The sequence below is a fragment of the Ferrimonas lipolytica genome, from assembly GCF_012295575.1.
Lineage (GTDB): Bacteria > Pseudomonadota > Gammaproteobacteria > Enterobacterales > Shewanellaceae > Ferrimonas > Ferrimonas lipolytica.
The window spans coordinates 3,064,261-3,083,304 of sequence record NZ_CP051180.1 but is presented as its reverse complement, the minus strand read 5'-3'; the positions used below and the strand labels follow the sequence as shown (position 1 = coordinate 3,083,304).

15 protein-coding genes are annotated in these 19,044 nt (G+C 50.1%); 14 read left to right on the top strand and 1 reads right to left on the bottom strand.

Annotated features, from left to right (window positions below):
- Positions 1–74 precede the first annotated feature (74 nt).
- On the bottom strand, positions 75–2,102 hold the full coding sequence (locus HER31_RS14135) for a TonB-dependent receptor domain-containing protein (protein ID WP_168661401.1): 2,028 nt from the start codon (positions 2,100–2,102) through the stop codon (positions 75–77).
- A gap of 666 nt (positions 2,103–2,768) precedes the next feature.
- Between HER31_RS14135 and HER31_RS14130 the strand changes: the two genes are divergently transcribed.
- From HER31_RS14130 to HER31_RS14065, 14 genes are all read left to right on the top strand, one after another.
- Positions 2,769–3,131 (top strand): RidA family protein, encoded by a 363-nt coding sequence (locus HER31_RS14130; protein WP_202983647.1) that lies wholly within the window; start codon positions 2,769–2,771, stop codon positions 3,129–3,131.
- Positions 3,132–3,831: 700 nt separating this feature from the next.
- Entirely contained in the window at positions 3,832–4,161 is a 330-nt protein-coding gene (locus HER31_RS14125; RefSeq protein ID WP_168661398.1) for a c-type cytochrome, read from the top strand.
- Positions 4,162–4,194: 33 nt separating this feature from the next.
- On the top strand, positions 4,195–5,904 hold the full coding sequence (locus tag HER31_RS14120; protein WP_168661396.1) for a DUF3373 family protein: 1,710 nt from the start codon (positions 4,195–4,197) through the stop codon (positions 5,902–5,904).
- Between the two features lie 41 nt (positions 5,905–5,945).
- Entirely contained in the window at positions 5,946–7,376 is a 1,431-nt protein-coding gene (locus HER31_RS14115; RefSeq protein WP_168661394.1) for a tetrathionate reductase family octaheme c-type cytochrome, read from the top strand.
- Between the two features lie 402 nt (positions 7,377–7,778).
- Positions 7,779–8,681, top strand: coding sequence for a LysR family transcriptional regulator (locus HER31_RS14110; protein ID WP_168661392.1), 903 nt, complete (start codon positions 7,779–7,781; stop codon positions 8,679–8,681).
- 516 nt (positions 8,682–9,197) lie between these two features.
- The gene (locus HER31_RS14105; protein WP_168661390.1) at positions 9,198–11,084 is read left to right on the top strand and encodes an EAL domain-containing protein; all 1,887 of its coding nucleotides are present in this window, start codon (positions 9,198–9,200) and stop codon (positions 11,082–11,084) included.
- 127 nt (positions 11,085–11,211) lie between these two features.
- Entirely contained in the window at positions 11,212–12,069 is an 858-nt protein-coding gene (locus HER31_RS14100) for a hypothetical protein (RefSeq protein ID WP_168661388.1), read from the top strand.
- Positions 12,053–12,661, top strand: coding sequence for a PilN domain-containing protein (locus HER31_RS14095; protein WP_168661386.1), 609 nt, complete (start codon positions 12,053–12,055; stop codon positions 12,659–12,661). Before HER31_RS14100 ends, HER31_RS14095 begins: the two co-directional genes overlap by 17 nt.
- The gene (gspM, locus tag HER31_RS14090) at positions 12,658–13,338 is read left to right on the top strand and encodes a type II secretion system protein GspM (protein ID WP_168661384.1); all 681 of its coding nucleotides are present in this window, start codon (positions 12,658–12,660) and stop codon (positions 13,336–13,338) included. Before HER31_RS14095 ends, gspM begins: the two co-directional genes overlap by 4 nt.
- On the top strand, positions 13,283–13,591 hold the full coding sequence (locus tag HER31_RS14085) for a general secretion pathway protein GspB (RefSeq protein WP_168661382.1): 309 nt from the start codon (positions 13,283–13,285) through the stop codon (positions 13,589–13,591). The genes gspM and HER31_RS14085 overlap by 56 nt, the downstream gene beginning before the upstream one ends.
- Positions 13,591–15,228: a pilus (MSHA type) biogenesis protein MshL gene (mshL, locus tag HER31_RS14080; RefSeq protein WP_238786835.1), complete on the top strand. Its 1,638-nt coding sequence runs from the start codon at positions 13,591–13,593 to the stop codon at positions 15,226–15,228. The genes HER31_RS14085 and mshL overlap by 1 nt, the downstream gene beginning before the upstream one ends.
- Before the next feature lie 7 nt (positions 15,229–15,235).
- Entirely contained in the window at positions 15,236–16,150 is a 915-nt protein-coding gene (locus tag HER31_RS14075) for an ExeA family protein (protein WP_168661380.1), read from the top strand.
- Positions 16,147–17,301: a tetratricopeptide repeat protein gene (locus tag HER31_RS18850; protein WP_238786834.1), complete on the top strand. Its 1,155-nt coding sequence runs from the start codon at positions 16,147–16,149 to the stop codon at positions 17,299–17,301. Before HER31_RS14075 ends, HER31_RS18850 begins: the two co-directional genes overlap by 4 nt.
- Positions 17,298–19,043 (top strand): GspE/PulE family protein, encoded by a 1,746-nt coding sequence (locus tag HER31_RS14065; RefSeq protein WP_168661378.1) that lies wholly within the window; start codon positions 17,298–17,300, stop codon positions 19,041–19,043. The genes HER31_RS18850 and HER31_RS14065 overlap by 4 nt, the downstream gene beginning before the upstream one ends.
- Position 19,044: the final 1 nt, after the last annotated feature.

Below are 19,044 nucleotides of genomic sequence, written 5' to 3'. Positions count from 1 at the left end.
TGGTTAGTTACAGCACCAGACACAACAAAGGGCCGATAAGGCCCTTTGTTTTTGGTGCTTAGCTACTGCAGTGCTTAGAACTGGTAAGCCACGGTAACTTTAACGTTACGGCCTGGCTCGTAGTCGGTGAAGCCCATGTCGTGAGAAGCGTGCGAAGCGTATTGCTCGTCGAACAGGTTCTCAACACCAGCGGTAATGGTTAGGCGGTCAAGCTGGGTTGGGGTCCAAGCCGCGCTGATGTTATGAACGTCGTAGCTGTCTTTCTCGGTACCATCGGCGTCATCGACTTCAACATCCATAGTTACCAAGCTGGTCCAGCTTAGGTTCAAACCGATGCTGTCAACGGTGTAGCCTAAGTTGAAGGAGATGCTGTCACCCACTTCGTCAGGCAGTGATTCACCTTTGATAAGGCCGCTGTCGGCTTCAACGCGAGTGAACTCAGAATCAGACGCAGAGTAAGTTAGACGGCTGCTTAGGTTGCCTTTACTGGCGTTGAATACGATTTCGTAACCGCTGTTCTCGTAGTCACCAAGGTTGCTGTATAGCGAAGCCTTACCGCTCATAGCATCATCGATGTAATCATCAACATTGGTTTGGAACACGGTAGTGGAGAAACCAAAGCGGTCTAATCCAATAAATTGCTCTTGCTGGAACGCTGCACCTACTTCGTAGTTGACGCCGGTTTCAGGCTTAAGATCTGGGTTTAGCGCAGAACCAGAGGTTAGGAAAGAACCAGTCAATGCAGGGCCTTTGAATAGCTCGGTTGCTGCAGCGCGTAAGGTCCACGCTTCGGTCAGTTCATACTTAGTCGACAAGCCAAAAGTGGTATCAGTAAAGGTGTCGTTTGACGCCGCCATATCGAGTTTGTAGCTGTTGTAGCGAATACCAGGAGTAACGAACCAGCCTGTTGCCACCTCTACCTCATCTTCAGCGTACACGGCCCAGCTATCAGCGGTTTCTTCTTCGCCAGAGGTGGAACCGTTAACCAGCAATTTCGACTCTTGGGTGTTGTATTCAGCACCGTAGCGCACGGTGTGCCACATATCGGCGAGGTTTAGTTCGGTTTCCGCTAGGGTCTTAATGCCGATGTTAACGACGTTACCTTCACTTAAGGTACCAACGAAGCAGTCACTGCCGTTTGGTGTGCATGGCTCGTCCAGTCGCTGTCTAAAGTTAGCATCACCGAAGTAGGTGCTGCTCTTATCGGTCGCGTAGTTCATCTCGTTGTAGTATACCGAGGTATGAACGTTGGTATTGTCTAGCGTTAACTCGTGGTTCAGTGACACTGAATCACGGGTGTACTCGATTGGGTAGATTAAATTTTCGTGATCGTAGTAACCAAAGTTAGACTTCTGGGTGTAGTCGCCAGCGTCTTCGTAGTAGTCGTAGGCCAGTTCAAGGCGGTTATTGGCATTGGCGTTCCAACCGAATTTAACTAAGTAGTTTTTGGTTTCGCCCTCTTGGCCTTCCCGTTCTACGCCATCGCCATCTTCTGGGTTATTGCGATCGATGGTGCTGAAGTAAGCCAACACATCAACGGTGTCAGTTAATTGGCCGTAAGCGGTGGTCGAGTAGTTGTAGTAATCGTTGCTGGCTACGCCTGCCATTACTCGTGCGCCAAACTTCTCATCTGCGCGCAACATGTCTGCGCCATCCTTGGTTTCGAAGGCGATGCCACCACCGATACCGCCAGTCAATACAGAGTTGTTACCAACCTGTAGGTCAACCGTTTTAAGGATGTCTGGGTTGACCAGTAGGTTACCAGCGTGGTGGAACACGTTGTTGGCTTGGTTTACGCCGTCGATGGTGATCTCAAGATCCAGCTCGCTTACGCCACGGATGTTGATGCCTTGGTTCATTGAGTGACTGCCACCGATATCAACCCCGGCTTGGTCGCGCAGTAGATCTGATAGGTGATCGGCCTGCTTTAGGGCAATATCTTCACTAAACAAGGAGTTATCGTTGCTAACCTGTGTGCCCCAAACCACCATTTTGTCGTCTTGAGCATCTTGTTCAGTTTGGGCCTGTGCAGACATAGCACAGCACAAAGCGGCGACTGCAATAGCAACGGGAGTTAGTGAGTAGCGTGAACGGGAAGTCATCGGTCATCAATCCATTTTTAGTCGAAATTTACGGCGCTTAACCAGACGATTAAGCAAACTTGCGCTCACTTTAACCAGATTCATTTTTCGATCAATATTGCAGATGCAAATCATTACCATTTAGATTGTGTTTTGTGATCTTACGCAGGTAATTGTGTTGATTATTAATCACTTGGCGTGCTAGTGATTAATAACGACGGTGTCACAGTTAAGTGTTGAGGTTTATATCAAGCCTTTGGCTCTGCCGGTTGCAGTACTCTTAAGGGGTTATGTCGCGGTGGCGACGGCACATTCTTGTATGCATTAGCGGGGAGCTTCGCCCCCTTTGGAATCCCCCCCTTGCCTTAGGTCGCAGTCCAAAACGCTTCGCTGGACTGCTCCAATGCGGCACAAGAGCAACTGCGGTAGTGCCTTCCCCTTGTATCAATACTCGCCTAGCCGGTGCTTTAACAGCCTTGGCAAGAACAACACTTAGTTGGTGCACAGCCATTAATAATGGCGGGGTAAATCAGGTTAGTTTTTTTTGCTACGGTAAGCGCAACCATTTGGGATAGTTGTGGTTTCAACTCGCTGGCGCAGAACCATTGCCACAAATGAATTGGGTTGGGGTATCCTTGCTATCAATATCTTTCCCCCCACAATTAACCCTATTCGTTGAGACCAATGATGATTGAACGTTATGAAACCAAGCCGCGCATGAGTCGTGCGGTTGTGCACAACAATACCCTGTACCTTTGTGGCCAAGTGGCTGCCGACGCCAGCAAAGATATTACTGAACAGACGCAAACCATGCTGGATAAGGTGGATGAACTATTAAATCGTTACGGCTCTAGCCGTAGTGACATGTTGTCGGCCACCATTTATGTAAAAACGATGGGTGATTTTGCCGCCATGAATGCAGTGTGGGATGCGTGGATTCCAGCTGGCGATGCTCCAGCTCGCGCCTGTGTGCAAGCGGCGATGGCAAGGCCTGAGCTGTTGGTGGAGATCTCGGTGGTTGCGGCGGTGACCAAAACAGACTTAGCCTAATCGCTTAGATTATCCAGTTACCGGTAACGATTTAGACAGAGCGTTATTGGTAATTACCCTAGCGAATTTAAGCTAATAGCGATGGCTCATTTCGTTCAATCTCTGCCCTGTTTAACCCCATCTTTGCGCGGTGTCGTAGTTAGCTGTTGAAGTTTATCTTAAGCCTTTGGCTTCACCGATTTCGGTGCTTTGGGGGAGGATGTCGCGGTGGCGACGGCACATTCTTGTATGCATTAGAGGGGAGCTTCGCCCCCTTTGGAATCCCCCTTGCCTTAGGTCGCAGTCCTAAGCGCTTCGCTGGACTGCTCCAATGCGGCAGAAGGTCAACGGCGGTAGTGCTTAACCCCTTGTATCGGCGCTAGTCTAGCCGGTGCTGTAACTGTATTAGAAAGAACAACACTTAATTGGTACACAGCCCTTCTTTGCGCTCGGTTGTTGATGTTATCAAGCTCACAAATTTGGCCTATATATTGCCGCTCTATTTCATCATCTTTTTTTAGAAAGCAGCGCTATTCAGTGCTATTCCATTCAATTTAATCCGAATTTAATTCATTTTGTCGGGTTCAATCGGCTTATCTGAGCCGATATTAAGTGACGCTAATGGGGGTATAAGAATTCGTCGTTACTAAATATAAGATTCTGCTAATACCCTTTGGGTTAGAAGGTCGCCATAAGGCACCGATAAAGCCTTCAGGAGTAGATGATGAAAAAGCACAGCACTTTGGCATTAGTCGCATTAGTTGCAACTGTTATTGCCGGTGGCGCCTTAGCCGCAGAAGGGGGCAACCCTAAAAAGGGTAAGTACCTCTATAAAAAACACTGCAAAGCGTGTCATAGCGCCGGCGCTGAGGCGCCAGAGTTGACGCCTCTATCGAAAACAATGAAGCAGTGGGATCGATACTTCAAACGCAATAAACACAAGCACAACCCCGATGCATGGCAGGCGTTATCCGATCAGGAAAAGTTAGATATTAACCAGTTTCTATTCGATCACGCCTTGGACTCCGATCAGCCTCAAACCTGCGGCTAATCATCCACTTTCACGCACAGGGAGATATGTGTGATGCGTAAATCAATCATTGCTTTATGTGTGGCCCAATTATTAGCGGCCCCTATTTGCTTAGCAGCAGAAATCAGTCAAGACAAAGTATCCGATCTGCAACGTCAGGTTGAGAGCCTTAACAGCCAAGTCATTGAGCTGACGGAGTGGTTAGAGGAAAACGATGAACGGCTTGATGATACCGAGCGGCATACCGCATTAGATAGAATTCAGATCAGTGGCGACTTCCGTACCAAGGTGCACACGTTGAGCTACGACGACGTTACCTATGCCCCCGGCGCCAATGTTGATTTTGATGATTTTGCTGCCAAGGCGATGCAAGGGGTGTTTGGCGATCCAATGAGTGCCGATTCGCCTATTGGTAAAATGATGCAGGCCTACCCGGATTTAGCACAAGCCTTTATGGCTGGGCAGTTGCAGGGGGTTGGAGCCTTTGCCAGTGGCGCACCGCAGCAATACGATATCGATAACGACATGTTCTATACCACCCGTTTGCGCCTGAATCTGCGCGCCGAGGTGTGGGACAACGTTAGCTTCTCTGGTCGATTGACCATGTTCAAAAACTGGGGGGATGACACCGACGTTCAAGTATTTGATTCATGGCGTTCATTCAATATGGATGGCACCAGCAGTGGCAACCCCTCTGGCGACGACTTGTTTGTCGAGCGTGCTTACTTCGATTGGAAAAATGTTGCTGGTTCACCGCTTTACATCTCCTTCGGTCGGCGGCCATCGACCTACGGCGTGCCGACCAACTTCCGCGAAAATGAGAAGCGTGGCGGAACACCATCAGGCCACGTGGTTAACTTCAATTTTGATGGCGCGACCTTTGGTTACCACATGGATGAGATCACCGGTACAGAAGGTCAAGTCGTGCGCCTGTGTTTAGGCCAAGGTTATGAATCGGAATATGGTAACGGTGAGCTATACAACGAAATTGTGACCAAAGATACCTACCTTGGTGGCTTCAATATTGATCTACTGAATGACGACAACAACTTCCTCCAGTTCATTCTGTTTGGCGCTAAAGACATCAATGATGGTTTTAAAGGCACCTTTGCCATGCCCGACATGATGCTGCCTGAAGATCAACAAGGAACCGGGATTAGCCCTGTTGTCCGTTACCAGCCGGGTAATGTGATTGGCGATATGCTGCTTGGTGGGCTGACCTTCGCTCGTGAAGAGGACAACGACATTAAGTGGTTCACCTCAGTTGGTTGGACACGCAGCATGCCAAATGGTGAAGCCGGTATGTTTGGAGGTTTCCACTCGGATGCGGTTTATCAGGTGACTGATATCGACGCCACCGGCATGCCGGTAATGGCAGTGAGTGGTGCCACTAGCAGCAAAGATCGCGATGGGTACTCTCTCTATGCCGGCATTCAGGTGCCCGTTGGTAACGGTAAGTTTGGTTTGGAATATAACTACGGCTCGAAGTATTGGACTCCATTTACCCAAGCTCAAGATGACCCTATTGGCAGCAAGCTCGCCACTCGTGGTCATGTTGGCGAACTGTATTACATGTACGACATCAATCCGAACATGTTTATTAAGCTCGCTGGCTTGTACTACGACTACGAATACTCCGGCAGCGGTACTCCAGTCGGAGAACCACAAAGTATCGATGAACTGCAAGATGGTACGGCGGTGTCGTTACTGCCGGTTATCGATAAAGCCTACGACATCAATGCGTCGATTACGGTCAAGTTCTAACTGTTAATGAGGAGCGGCTACAGCCGCTCCAAGGAGATCCTATGTCCCTTCGATTTTCACCTGTGGTGCGCGGCTGGCGCAAATCACACCTCGCGTTGGCGGTATCAACACTGTTAGTTGGGTTACCGGCGTTAGGCGAAACGCCTCACCAAGATATGATTCATGGCCCCTTTACTAGCGGCTCACAAGTGACCGAGACCTGTTTAGCTTGCCATGAAGAGCAGGCCCACGATGTAATGAAAACCGTGCATTGGAACTGGTCTAAAGAGCAATTGATTGACGGTAAGTTGGTTGAACACGGTAAGAAAACTGCAATTAACAACTACTGCATCGCCATTGGTGGCGGCAATCAGCAAAGCTGTACCCGTTGCCACTCTGGCTACGGTTGGAAAGACAATCAGTTTGATTTTAAAGATGCCACCAACATCGACTGCTTAGTATGCCATGACACCACGGGCAGCTATGTGAAAAGTGGCCAAGCGGGTGAGCCAACAGCCAGCACCATTGGTAAGTTGGAACGGATTGCTCGTAACGTGGGTAAGCCTGTCCGTGATAACTGTGGCAGTTGCCACTTCTTTGGGGGCGGTGGTGATGCAATTAAACACGGTGATCTGGATTCCAGTATGGGCTATCCCGATCGCGATACCGATGTTCATATGGACGTTGATGGCAACGACATGCAATGTCAGGCCTGCCATATCACCGAAAAGCATGACATCCCTGGCCACTCTATGGGGGTGTCACCAAAAGGCAGCAGTACCTTAGGTTGTGAGAGTTGCCATGATGCGGCACCGCATGAAAAAGCACAGCTTAATAACCATACTGCATCGGTGGCTTGTCAAACTTGCCATATCCCAACGTTTGCCAAGATAGAACCAACCAAGATGAGCTGGGATTGGTCTACTGCTGGCCAAGACTTGCCAGCACCTAAGGATAAGTATGGCAAAGCCAGTTTCAATAAGAAGAAGGGTCACTTTACCTTTGCTCAAAACGTAGAGCCTGAATACGCTTGGTTCAACGGTAAGGCCGGCGCTTACGTTACGGGAGAGCAGATGATTCCAGAAACGGTGACTAAATTGGCCTGGCCACTGGGTGACATCAACGATTCTAGTGCCAAAATTTATCCCTTTAAGGTACATCGTGGCAGTCAACCTTATGACGTTAAACATCGGGTGTTTATTCCGCCGCAGACCACCGGCAAAGATGGCTTTTGGAGCACCTTTGATTGGGATCTTGCTGCTGAGCTAGGCATGGACAAACATGTGGTTATGCAAGCTAAAGGGCTAAGCTACAGCGGTAAGTTGGACTTCGCTGAGACCGAAATGTGGTGGCGATTAAACCATATGGTGGCACCTAAAGAGCAAAGCTTAGGTTGCATGGATTGTCATGGAAAATCTGGCCGAATGGACTGGCAGGCGCTTGGGTTCCCTGCAGACCCAATGAAAAACCGAGAGGCTGCTGCTATTAGATAGGCTGTGTACCAACTAAGTGTTGTTCTTGCCAATGCTGTTAAAGCAACGGTTAGGCGAGTTTTGATACAAGGGGAAAGCACTGCCGCCGTTGCTCTTCTGCCGCATTGGAGCAGTCCAGCGAAGCGTTCTGGACTGCGACCTAAGGCAAGGGAGACTCCAAAGGGGCGAAGCTCCCCGCTAATACATACAAGAATGTGCCGTCGCCTAACAGTACCGAAATCAGTAGAGCCGAAGGCTTGATATAAACCTCAACACTTAACTGCGACACAGCTATTAGATAACGCTTAGCCGACGGCATCAAAGCAACCGCATCAGGTCGATGAATGTGGTTTCTTTGATATCTATCAATGTAGAATTAGATTTTTCTAATATACTTGAGGAGGTTACACTCTTTGAGGTCTCATGATGAGAACGGTAGATCTGGAAACGCTAATCAAAGTGATGGAGTACGGTAGCTTGTCGCAAGCGGCTAAAGCACTGCATTTAACTCAATCCGCGGTATCGCAACGACTTAAAAATCTAGAGAGCTACTTTGGGCAGCCGCTGTTGTATCGCAGTTCGCCATTGCAACTCACCGACAAAGGCGAGCAGGTGATCAATTGTGGCCGCCAGATTTTAGCGTTAGAACAGCAGATGCAGGGGGCACCTTCGGTGCAAACTAACTCTTTGAATGTGTTTTGTACCCCAGTGTTTGGCTATTCCCGTTTGCCGCGCGTAATGCACGACTTTAATCAAATGATGGGAGATACCTCCAGTTTAAGTGTGCTGCAGGGGGTTCCTCAGGATGCGATCAAAGGGATTAACGAACAGACCTTAGATCTTGCTGTGCTTGAACACCACCACGCCCTGCCGCTGCACCAAGGGCAACAGCGCTGTTTGACGCCAGAACATACGTTATTTGTCGCCAAAGCTGGGACGCAGGTACCCACCTCGCTCCAACAACTGCTGCAATATCGTTTGTATACCGCACGCTGCGGTTGCAGTTCGCGCGATCTGCTCGAAGATAACCTTAAGAAAAATGATTGCAGCGTCGGTGATTTTCCGTCGGTAGTGGTGATGGACGATCTCAATTTGGCGTTGGATGCCATTCTTAGTGGCCAAGGTATCGCCTTTATCGCACACAGTTTAGTGCAGCCTTTACTTGCCAGTGGGCAAGCGGTTGGTTTTGAGATTCCTGAGTTCAATCACTTCCTGCATCGAAGCTTAATTACCCAAAATAACCTCAGCCCGATGGCCAGTCGCTTCATCGGCATGATTGAGCAATCACTACAATCCTCCCGGCTAACTGTTGTGCCAGCGGCATAACTATCTGAACTAGAGCCATTATATAGATGAACATCACTGGTGCCTTTGCGACGCTGGTGAACTTTTTGCTTGGCCGCGAAGGTCGTCTTTGCCAGCTGTAACCGTTGGAGTGAGACTAGTTGTACGGTGCCACAAGCGCTGAATCCATCAACCTTAATCTAGAAGTGGGCTCACAACCTAAATGTTGGCAAGCAGGTTAAGACCGACCAGTAGGCCAAGCAGCAACGAAAGGGAAGATTCAGTTAGGGAGGCGCACTGGGAATGAGCTATAGCGCTGATACAAATGTATGTCTTTGGTTGTTTTGGCGACCATTCTGATCTGTTTTTCTTATCTAGCCTAAAAAAGTGAGCCAAGGGGGGCACTTCTGCTGTTAAGGTTGTGGCAATGTGTCGCCATCTATACTTATCGCCGTATGCAACTGTGCTAATTGTCCGGCGTCAGTGATGCGTGCGTTTGGTTAATAATTTAACGCTAAGCAGGGTCGCATTAGCAGGTTTTAAAAGGCAGGAGCCACATTGAAACGTAACCGAGAACAAACTCAACGGCTAGTCCTATTTTGGGGCGTGTCACTATTATTCATCTCCCTCAGTTTGCTGTTTAGCAGCTTTAGTGCCGTTTTCTCCGCGGCAATGAATTACCGTACCCACGGGATTGGACAGCTGGTCAATATCGTTGAGGTGCAAGTCGAACACGACCCCCAAGCAACTGAGATGCAGCAGTGGTTGCCCGAAATCCTGACCTCATTTCGCGCTAAAAGCTTCAAGCTAGAGCGCAACAATCAGGTGTTGATGGATTGGAACAGCGTCAAGATTACCTCAACGTCGGTTATCACCACTGTTCGCCAAATCCATGATGATTATACCCTAACCCTAGTTGTCCCAAGTCCACGTTTGTTTCAGCAGTTTTCTTGGCCGGAGTGGGTGATGATTGGTGGTGGGTTCATGGTGGCGTTATTGATGGTGCTCTATGGGCGTCGATGGTTAAGGCAGGAGATGCATGGCATTGAATTGTTAGCCAGTCATGGTGCTCGAATTAACCAAGGCGACGTTGCAGCAGCAGCAGAGTCGACCAAAGCGATGCGACCATTATCGGCCGCGCGAGCTTATAACACCCTGTACGACCTATGGCGCCAAGAACGACAATCGAAACTCGAGCTAGACCGACAAGTACGTACCAATGCCTTCCAAGATAAAGAGTCTGGCTTAGGCAACCGCTTGTTCTTCGAGCGTCGGCTGATGTCGATGTCTGAAGATGGCCAATTTACAACTAATGGAGTTATCTGTTTATTACAATTTGCCGGTTTAGAAGATCTGCCGGTGGAGATCCGCCTGCCGGTATTGAAGCAGTTTATCGATCTGGCTGAGCCTATTCTCACGGAGCACAGCAAGTCAGTATTTGCTCGACTGCATTGGTTGCAACTGGGTTTGGTTATTCCGGGGTTGCCGCTCAAAGAGGCGGAAAGCTTAGCGTTAAAACTGCATCGATTGGGGGAGCGACTGCATCTGCCCGACGAAGCCGATAGCGAGCACTTTTTAAATATCGGTGTGACCTACTTCTGCCGCAATGAGTTCTATGAACAAGCGATTGATGATGCCGAACAGGCACTGCGCGCGGCGCAGTTACAGGGACAGAGTAACTGGTTCATGTATGAAAAAGGCAATGTTGACCGGCAACTCGCGCAAGGGACGGTACGCTGGCGCAGCATCATCGAAGCTGCGCTCAGTAAAAATCGATTACAAACCCACTATCAGCCATTGTACGACGACACCGGAGCGGTGGTTAAGCGCGAGCAATTTAGTCAGTTGTTGGACCAGAACGGCAAGGTGTTACCGGCTTCGCTGTATTTACCAATGGCTCAGCGTTGTGGCTTACGCCCGCGGATTGAACGTGACTTGATAGCCATGGCGTTGCAACAGATGCAGCAGCAGGGCTGGGAAGAACCGGTATCGGTAAACCTGTCGGCTGAGTCGGTGATGCATCCGCGCTTTGGCAAATCGGTGGCAATGTTATTGGCCAATTATCAGGTACGGCGAACCCAATTGGTGGTGGAGATCAACGAACGTCAGTTGGTTCACTACGGTGCCAAGATGTCTTCGGTGTTAACCGAACTGAAGAAGATGGGGTTGCAGTTGGCTGTCGACGGCGTCGGTTATACGGTTGAACACACCCGCTACATTGAAGACTTTTCTGTTGATTGGCTCAAGCTTCACCCTAGTTTAGTGCGGCACATTGATCGTCGTCCAGATTGCCAGCTAGTGGTAACCAGCCTGTGCCAAGCTTCAGCTCATCACCACCTGCGGATCATTGCCGAAGGAGTAGAGGAGCAGGTTGAATGGAGTTACTTGCAGGAGCTGGGGATCAAGGTAGGGCAAGGGCGATTTTTCAACACTGAAGGCGACTAATTATATTGATATAATCTAGTGCTGGTAAGCGTATGAAGTAATGCGCATAATTGCTGATTATTATATAAAAATATGCGCAGTGTTAGTCGCAACCGTAAATCAAATTTACGGTTTTCAGGGGGTTCTAGTGTTCGAATGGACTCGTAAAAAAACAGTAAACCGGGTGACCGGTGCCTGTTTGCTTGGTGACAACACCATTTGGGTGATGGACGAGCAAGGGGGTTTCGGCTTCAATAGCACAGATCCAACCGCTTGGCATGATGCGGCGAAACGCATTGGCCCGAGTCGAATGCAGCTGGCATTAACCGCCAGTCACTACCAAATGATCGCCATTGACCGACCACCAGTGCCGGAAGAGGAACTGGTGCAAGCGCTGCCGTTTACCGTACGGGATTTAGCGACCCTGCCACTAGCGCGAATGCAGCTGGATTACTTTCAATTAGCCGTTAACCCGGCCGACCGCGATATGCTGCAGGTCGTCGTTAGCGATCGCGATGTGTTGACTAAAATGGTCACCCACGCGGATAACAATGATCTGCAGCTTGATATGGTAACCATCGAAGAGTTGGTGTTGTTAGAACTGCTGGCGGCCAACCCTAGACCACAAATCCTGTTATGGCATCAACCCGAGCAACCATTAAAGCTATTGATTACCAGCGATGGTAAGTTGCTATTTTCTCGTTCCTTTCGTGGCTTTAATCAACTCGATAGCATGAGTGAACAAGAGCTGGAGATGGGCTTATTCGACGCTCTTCAACTGGAGTTGCAGCGGTCCATGGATTATCTCGAGCGGCAGTTACGCCAACCACCAGCCGATAGTATTTCATTGATTGTACCGCCCCAGCATCAAGCATTTTTGGCAACTAGGCTGGAACAGGCCTTTGGCTTGCCGGTACAAAATTTGGCCGATTCAGGGCAAACACCTGCACAGTTGATGGCACATGCCGCAGCAATGGTTCGGGGGCACGATGAAGACAAGAATTAACCTTTATTCAGCAACTATGCTGCCGGTGAAGCCACGGTTGACCTTGCCACTAGTGTTGGGGGCGTCATTACTGTTGCTCGTGTTAATGCTGTTGTTGGGTGTTTACCACAACTGGCAGTTGCAACAGTTACAGCAACAACAGCAACAACTGACGCTTCAAAAACAGGCCCTTACTGCTGATGTGGCACAGTACAGCGCTGAGCTGGCTAAGCTAACCCCTTCATTGCAGTTGCAAGCGGACGTTGCTCAAGCGCAATCAAAGTTACAGGGGCTGCAACAGATCCAGTCGCTGCTTGAGCATGATAAGTTTCTGATTGAACCGGGCTTCTCCAACCTGATGCAAGATCTGTCCAAGGCGGCAGATAAGCAGGTGTGGTTGCAAGAGTTTGCGGTTTCTAGTGGCCATATGCGTTTAGCAGGATTAGCCCAACGCGCAGCAGCGGTACCAGCATGGATCGACAAGCTAGGCAGCCAAGAGTCGTTGCGCGGCCGAGCGCTAAGTAACCTCACCATCAATGGTGAAGAGGGTGGGCCGGTGAAGTTTGAGGCCAGCCATCAGCCACAGGCATTAACGACTAAGGAGGGCCAATGAAGCAGCAATGGCAGCATTACGTCAAACTCTTTAGTGGCCTAAACCAGCGTGAGCGAGTACTTATTGGTGTTTCAGCTTGGTTTGCTATCGTGCTGTTGGGTTACACCTTTGGTATCGAGCCAGCGCTTAAAATCACAACCAAGGCTGACAATCAAAACACCCAACTGGTGCGTGAAAATAAGCAACTAGAACAGCAAATTGAATTGCTGTTGGCACAGTTACAGCAAGATCCTAACCAACAGCTAACGCAGCAATCACAGCAATTGCAGCAACAGATCGAGTCGATTGAAGGGGCGCTGCAGCAAGAGCTGGTAGATTTAGTGGTACCGGAACAGATGGCGGCTTCGTTGGCCCTTCTGCTTGCCAAAGCCGAAGGGGTCGATTTGATTAAATTGGAGATTCTGAGCAGTGAAGCGATGACCGAGCAGGGCGGTTTATATCGTCATGGGGTGTTATTGGAGCTGGAAGGCAGTTACTTCGCATTACAGTCAGCACTGGCGCGGATGGAGCAGATGGAACGCCGTTTTTATTGGCGCCAGTTTAGTTACAAGGTAACGGACTTTCCGTTGGCTCGATTGCAACTGCACTTAGATACATTGGGGACTGAACAGGAGCCTATCCGTGTTGGATATCATCAAGGTGATGATGCTAATGCTGGCGTTGCCAGCAGCCGCTAACAGCATCGACCCTACTGAGCCTCCAAGTTGGAGTATCCCAGTAGTGAAACAGCAACAAGCCAAGGGCGAACTGGAATCCATTGTGATTCAAGGTAAGCAACGCTTGGTGATTATTGGTGGTAAAAGTTACCGCGAAGGCGATAGGTGGGGGCAACAAAGGATCCGCACCATTCATCGAGATCAAGTCGTACTGAGTGATGGCAGCAAACTAAGCCTATTTCCTCAGATCAGTGAGATGAGTCAGGAGCATTGATGGAACGTGTAATGAAAGGCTGCTGGACGGCAGCGCTGCTGCTAGGGATTAGCGGTTGTCAAAATATGCCATCAGAGCATATTGAACCCACTGATTCGCTCAATGCGTTAGATGAAGCCATGCAGGCAAGCGAAAGAGCCAACACCACACCGCCACCATTGCCGCTGTCAGTACAGCAGCAGATTCAACGCAGCGCACTAACACCAACGGCACCTACCGAGCCGTTGATCGACATTGCCGCCAACGGTGTTGATGCACAGGTGTTTTTTGCCAGCTTAGCGGGCAATAGTGATTACAATGTTGCCGTTCACCCAAGTGTTCAGGGCACTATTTCACTCAATTTACGCCGAGTGACTCTAAAGCAAGCGTTGGTGACCGTGCAAGACATGTACGGTTACGAGATTCGCCGCAGCGGCAGTGTTATACAGATTTACCCAGCCGGTCTACGCAGTGAAACCATCCCCGTTAACTATCTGCTGATGCAACGTAACGGCTTGAGTGTGACTTCAGTAAACTCTGGTCGTATTAGTGATGAAAATGATTCCAGTTCGGACTCTAGCTCGGATGATAACGATTCTGATTCCTCCAGATCCTCGAGCGACAGTGACAGCAGCGACTCCACCAACGGCACCTTTATCACTAGCCGCACCGATACCGATTTTTGGACTCAACTTGAGCAAGTCCTACAGCAGATGGTTGGCAACGGTCCAGGACGTAACGTGATTGTGCTGCCGCAAGCTGGGCTCGTCACGGTGAAAGGCTCACCAAGTGAATTGCGTGAAGTGAAGGAGTTCCTCAAGCGTGCTGAAACCAACCTCACCCGTCAGGTTGTGCTAGAAGCGCGGATCCTCGAAGTCAAACTAAGTGATGGCTACCAGCAGGGTATCGATTGGTCTGATGTCACCGCCAGCATAGGTAACTCAGGTAACATTGATGTTAGAGGCGATACCACCTCAGGTAGCTTTGGCGATACAGTAACCGATGCAATTGGCGGCATTACCGGCTTAACCTTTTCTGGTACTGACTTCTCAGCCGTGGTGACCTTGCTTGATACCCAAGGTGACGTGGATACGTTATCTAGCCCTCGTGTGACTGCGGTGAATAACCAAAAGGCGGTTATTAAAGTGGGAACCGATGAGTACTTCGTCACGGACTACAGCTCGTTCTCAACCGGTACAGACAACGACAACGTTGAGTCAGACATTGAACTAACGCCATTTTTCTCAGGAATTGCGCTGGATGTGACGCCACAGATCAGTGCCGATGGTGACGTACTACTCCATGTACACCCTTCAGTTACCGAGATCTCTGAGCAAAATAAATCCATCAGCGGCGGTTCAGAACCAACCATTTTGCCATTGGCACAAAGTGAGATTCGTGAGTCGGATACCTTGGTTCGAGCTCGCAGCGGTGATGTGGTGGTGATTGGTGGTTTGATGAAGACCAGCAACTATCAGTACGAATCTAAGGTGCCAATTTTAGGTGATATCCCAATCTTAGGTGAGCTGTTTACCAACCGCGCTCAACAAACCGATAAGACCGAACTGGTGATCTTGTTACGGCCAACAATCGTTGGCAAAAATACCTGGAGCGAGCAACTTAAACGTACCCAGAGTAAAATCACTGACTGGTATTAATTTGTAGATGTACCTGTACCATTTTGGCCTAAAAAAACTGCCGTTTACGCTTACCCCTAATACGCAGTTTTATTATCAGTTGCCTCCCCATCAGGAGGCGCTACAGGTACTTCATACTGCCTTGGCTGCTGGGGAAGGCTTCATCAAGGTGACTGGTGAGGTTGGCACTGGCAAAACCATGATCTGCCGCAAACTCATTAACGAGTTAGCGGATAAGTATCAATTCGCCTGGCTACCGAACCCTTATCTTAATGGCGATGAGCTGCGCCGTGCTCTAGCGGCTGAGTTAGGGCTACCAGTACAACAAGACGCGCTACTGCTCACTCAAACCATTGGCAATAAGCTGATGCGTAGTGCCATGAAAAACAAGCCAGTGGTGGTGGTGGTTGATGAGGCACAGGCGTTACCAAATGACAGTTTGGAAGCGTTGCGGTTGTTTACTAACCTCGAGACCGAAAGCTTTAAGTTATTGCAGGTGGTGTTGTTGGGACAACCGGAGTTGGATCACCGTCTTGCTCAGCCGGAGTTGCGTCAATTACGGCAACGAATCACCTTTTCCTATCGCTTACGGGGCCTCTCTGTTGACGAGTGCTATGGCTATCTGCAGCACCGCTTACAGATCGCAGGCTTCACTCAACAATCGCTATTTAGCCCAGCGCTGACCAAGTTGCTATGGCGTGCCAGTGGCGGTATTCCTCGCTTACTCAATGTATTGGCTCACAAATCATTAATGCTGGGCTTTGGTTCTGGCCAAGCCAATCTCGATAAGAGCATTGTTCGCAAAGCCATTGTCGATACTGAAGCGGCACATCAGCCTCAGTTTTGGGACAACTGGCCGCGTAGTACACCGCTGTGGTTAGCGCTATGCGGGTTATTGGTAGCAGGTGTGTGGCTGCGCTTTTTTGCGGAGTTGGCTATATGAGTATTATCAACGATACCTTAAAGCAGCTCGAGCGCTCAGGCCGCAACCCCAGTGCCATTGCTCCAACATTCAGTGCCAGCCAAGTGGTTACAGCGGCGAAACCCAGAGCAAAACACAAATGGTTGGTTGTTGTGTTGCTGCTGGCCATAGTGCTGTGGCTGTGGTGGCCAACGTTAACGCCATTGCTCGCCAACATGAGTGCCGATAATAACAAGCTGTTGACACCCAGTGAACCTGACGTGGCCATTGAAACATCATTACCGGTAGCGCTTGAGCCACAAGCACAAACGATCGCCTCGGTAGCGCTGCCCGATACACAACTTACACCAGTACCTGTTGAGGAAGCTGCTGTGATTGAGCCTAATGCACCCGATCTGGCTGAGGTTGAATCCAATGCGGTTCAAGCTGTCGCTAAAACCATGATTGAAGTTGAACAGCCTCAGCCGATAAGGCGAGATGAAGCGACTCCAGTGCTGGCTAATATCAATCAGCAGCCGACGTTCTCAGCGCCAGTAAAGAGCGCTGAATCGACTCCGAAACGAGTAGGGAAAGTTACTCAGCCCCAACCTGTTGCGACCTTACAAGTTCAACCTTCGCCGTTGTCACCGCAACAACTAGCACAACAGTTGTGGCAGCAGGCCCAGACTGAAACCGATCCCCGCGCAACACTGCAACGGGCATTAGAGCTTGATCCCGAGCTCCATCAAGCACGTGTTGCACTGATTTCGCTGATGCCAGTTGATGAAGCGGAGCGTTTGTTGCAGCGGGCGCTAGCGCAATATCCACGATACGCCGGTTACGCCATTGTTGCGGCCCAGCGTGCCATAAACCGAGATGAGCACACGCTGGCGCAACAGTGGCTGCAGTTTAGTCAGTCGTTATCAGTTGAACCGGTGCAGTTAGCGCAGCGAGCAACCTTGTTGCAGCAACTGCAACAGCACGAGATGGCCGCACAGGATTGGCAACAGCTGGCACAACTGCAACCCAATAACCCGAATTGGTGGGTCAGTTTGGCTTACAACCTTGAATTTATCGCAAGCAGTGATCAAGCCATTAATGCGTATCAACAGGCGTTGTTGCTACCGGGATTAGATGCCAGTGCAACCGACTATGCGCAGCAACGTCTGCAGCAGTTAAGAGGCAGTAAATGAAACCACAATTAAAACAACGCTTAGGTGATTTGCTGGTAGCCGAAGGCGCCGTAACCGAAGAGCAGGTAATGGCGGCGTTAACCGCGCAAAAAAGTGGTGGGCGTAAGCTCGGTCGTACCCTGATTGATATGGGAGCGATTACCGAGGAGCAGCTGCTGACCATTTTGTCGCAGCAGATGGCAATTCCATTCCTTGATATCAGTCGCCGTCGTATTGCCCCTGCGTTGGTGCAGTTATTACCCGAGGTTCACGCTCGTCGTTACCGCGCTTTAGTGGTTGAAGCCGATGAAGATGGGGTGTTGCTCGCTATGAGCGATCCCGCTGATCTGGCCGCGTTGGATACCCTAGAAACGCTGTTGGCTCCGCGCCAGATCCGCCTAGCGGTTGCGACAGAAGGGCAGCTGCTGGACGCGTTTGACAACCTTTACCGCCACACAGAAAAGATCGCCTCAATTGCTGGTGAGTTGCAAGAAGAGTATGGCGACGAGCAAGACTTCACTCTGTCTGGATTGATGGCCGATGACGACGGTGGTGACGCGACCGTAGTGCGGCTACTGCAATCGATTTTTGAAGATGCGATGCAGGTACGTGCATCGGATATTCACATTGAGCCGGATGAGAACGTATTGCGGATTCGCTACCGGGTTGATGGTCAGTTGATGGAGAACACCTTAACCGAGTTCCGAGTCGCTAATGCCTTGGTGCTGCGGATTAAGTTGATGTCTGGGCTCGATATTTCGGAGAAGCGCTTACCGCAAGATGGTCGTTTCCAGTTTACCATCGCCCAGCATGAGGTTGATGTGCGAGTATCCACCATGCCGGTCCAAAATGGCGAAGCAGTGGTGATGCGTTTGCTGGACCAATCGGCGGGCCTGCTCGATATTGCCAAAACCGGTATGCCCGATGCGATTCAACGTCGCTTACGAGCACAGATTAATCGTCCCCACGGCATGATTTTGGTTACCGGCCCAACTGGTTCAGGTAAAACCACCACGCTGTATGGTTTGTTGAATGAGCTTAACCAGCCGAGCAATAAGATCATCACCGTTGAGGATCCTGTCGAATATCGCCTCGACCGCATTAACCAAGTACAGGTAAACCAGAAGATCGGCTTAACCTTTTCGCAAGTGCTGCGTACCACCTTACGTCAGGATCCGGACATCATCATGGTTGGTGAGATGCGTGATCAAGAGACCGTTGAAATTGGCCTGCGAGCCGCCCTAACCGGTCATTTGGTGTTATCAACCTTGCACACCAACGACGCCATTAGCTCGACCTTGCGCTTAATCGATATGGGCGCCGCACCTTACTTGGTTTCATCGGCACTGCGGGCTATTCTGGCCCAGCGTTTGGTGCGTCGGATCTGCAATCATTGCGCCACTGAGGTTGAGGCAGAACCAGCTGAAAAAGCCTGGTTAACCCACGTTGCAGATGCTCAAGTAGCGGCACGAACCTTCCATCGCGGTGTTGGTTGTCAGCGCTGTAACCAAACCGGCTTCCGCGGTCGTATCGGGGTATATGAACTGCTTGAGCTTGATGAACCGATGATTGATGCCCTGCGCGACGGCGACCCACTTGCCTTTGCCAAAGCGGCGCGCCGTAACCCAAGCTTCCAGCCGTTGGCTTTAGCTGCGCTTGATTACGCCAGCCAAGGTTTAACTACGCTGTCAGAGGCGATGCGCTTAGCTGAAGACATCAGCGAACTCAGCCAGAGTCTGGCTCAACGAATAGACGAGTCTTGAT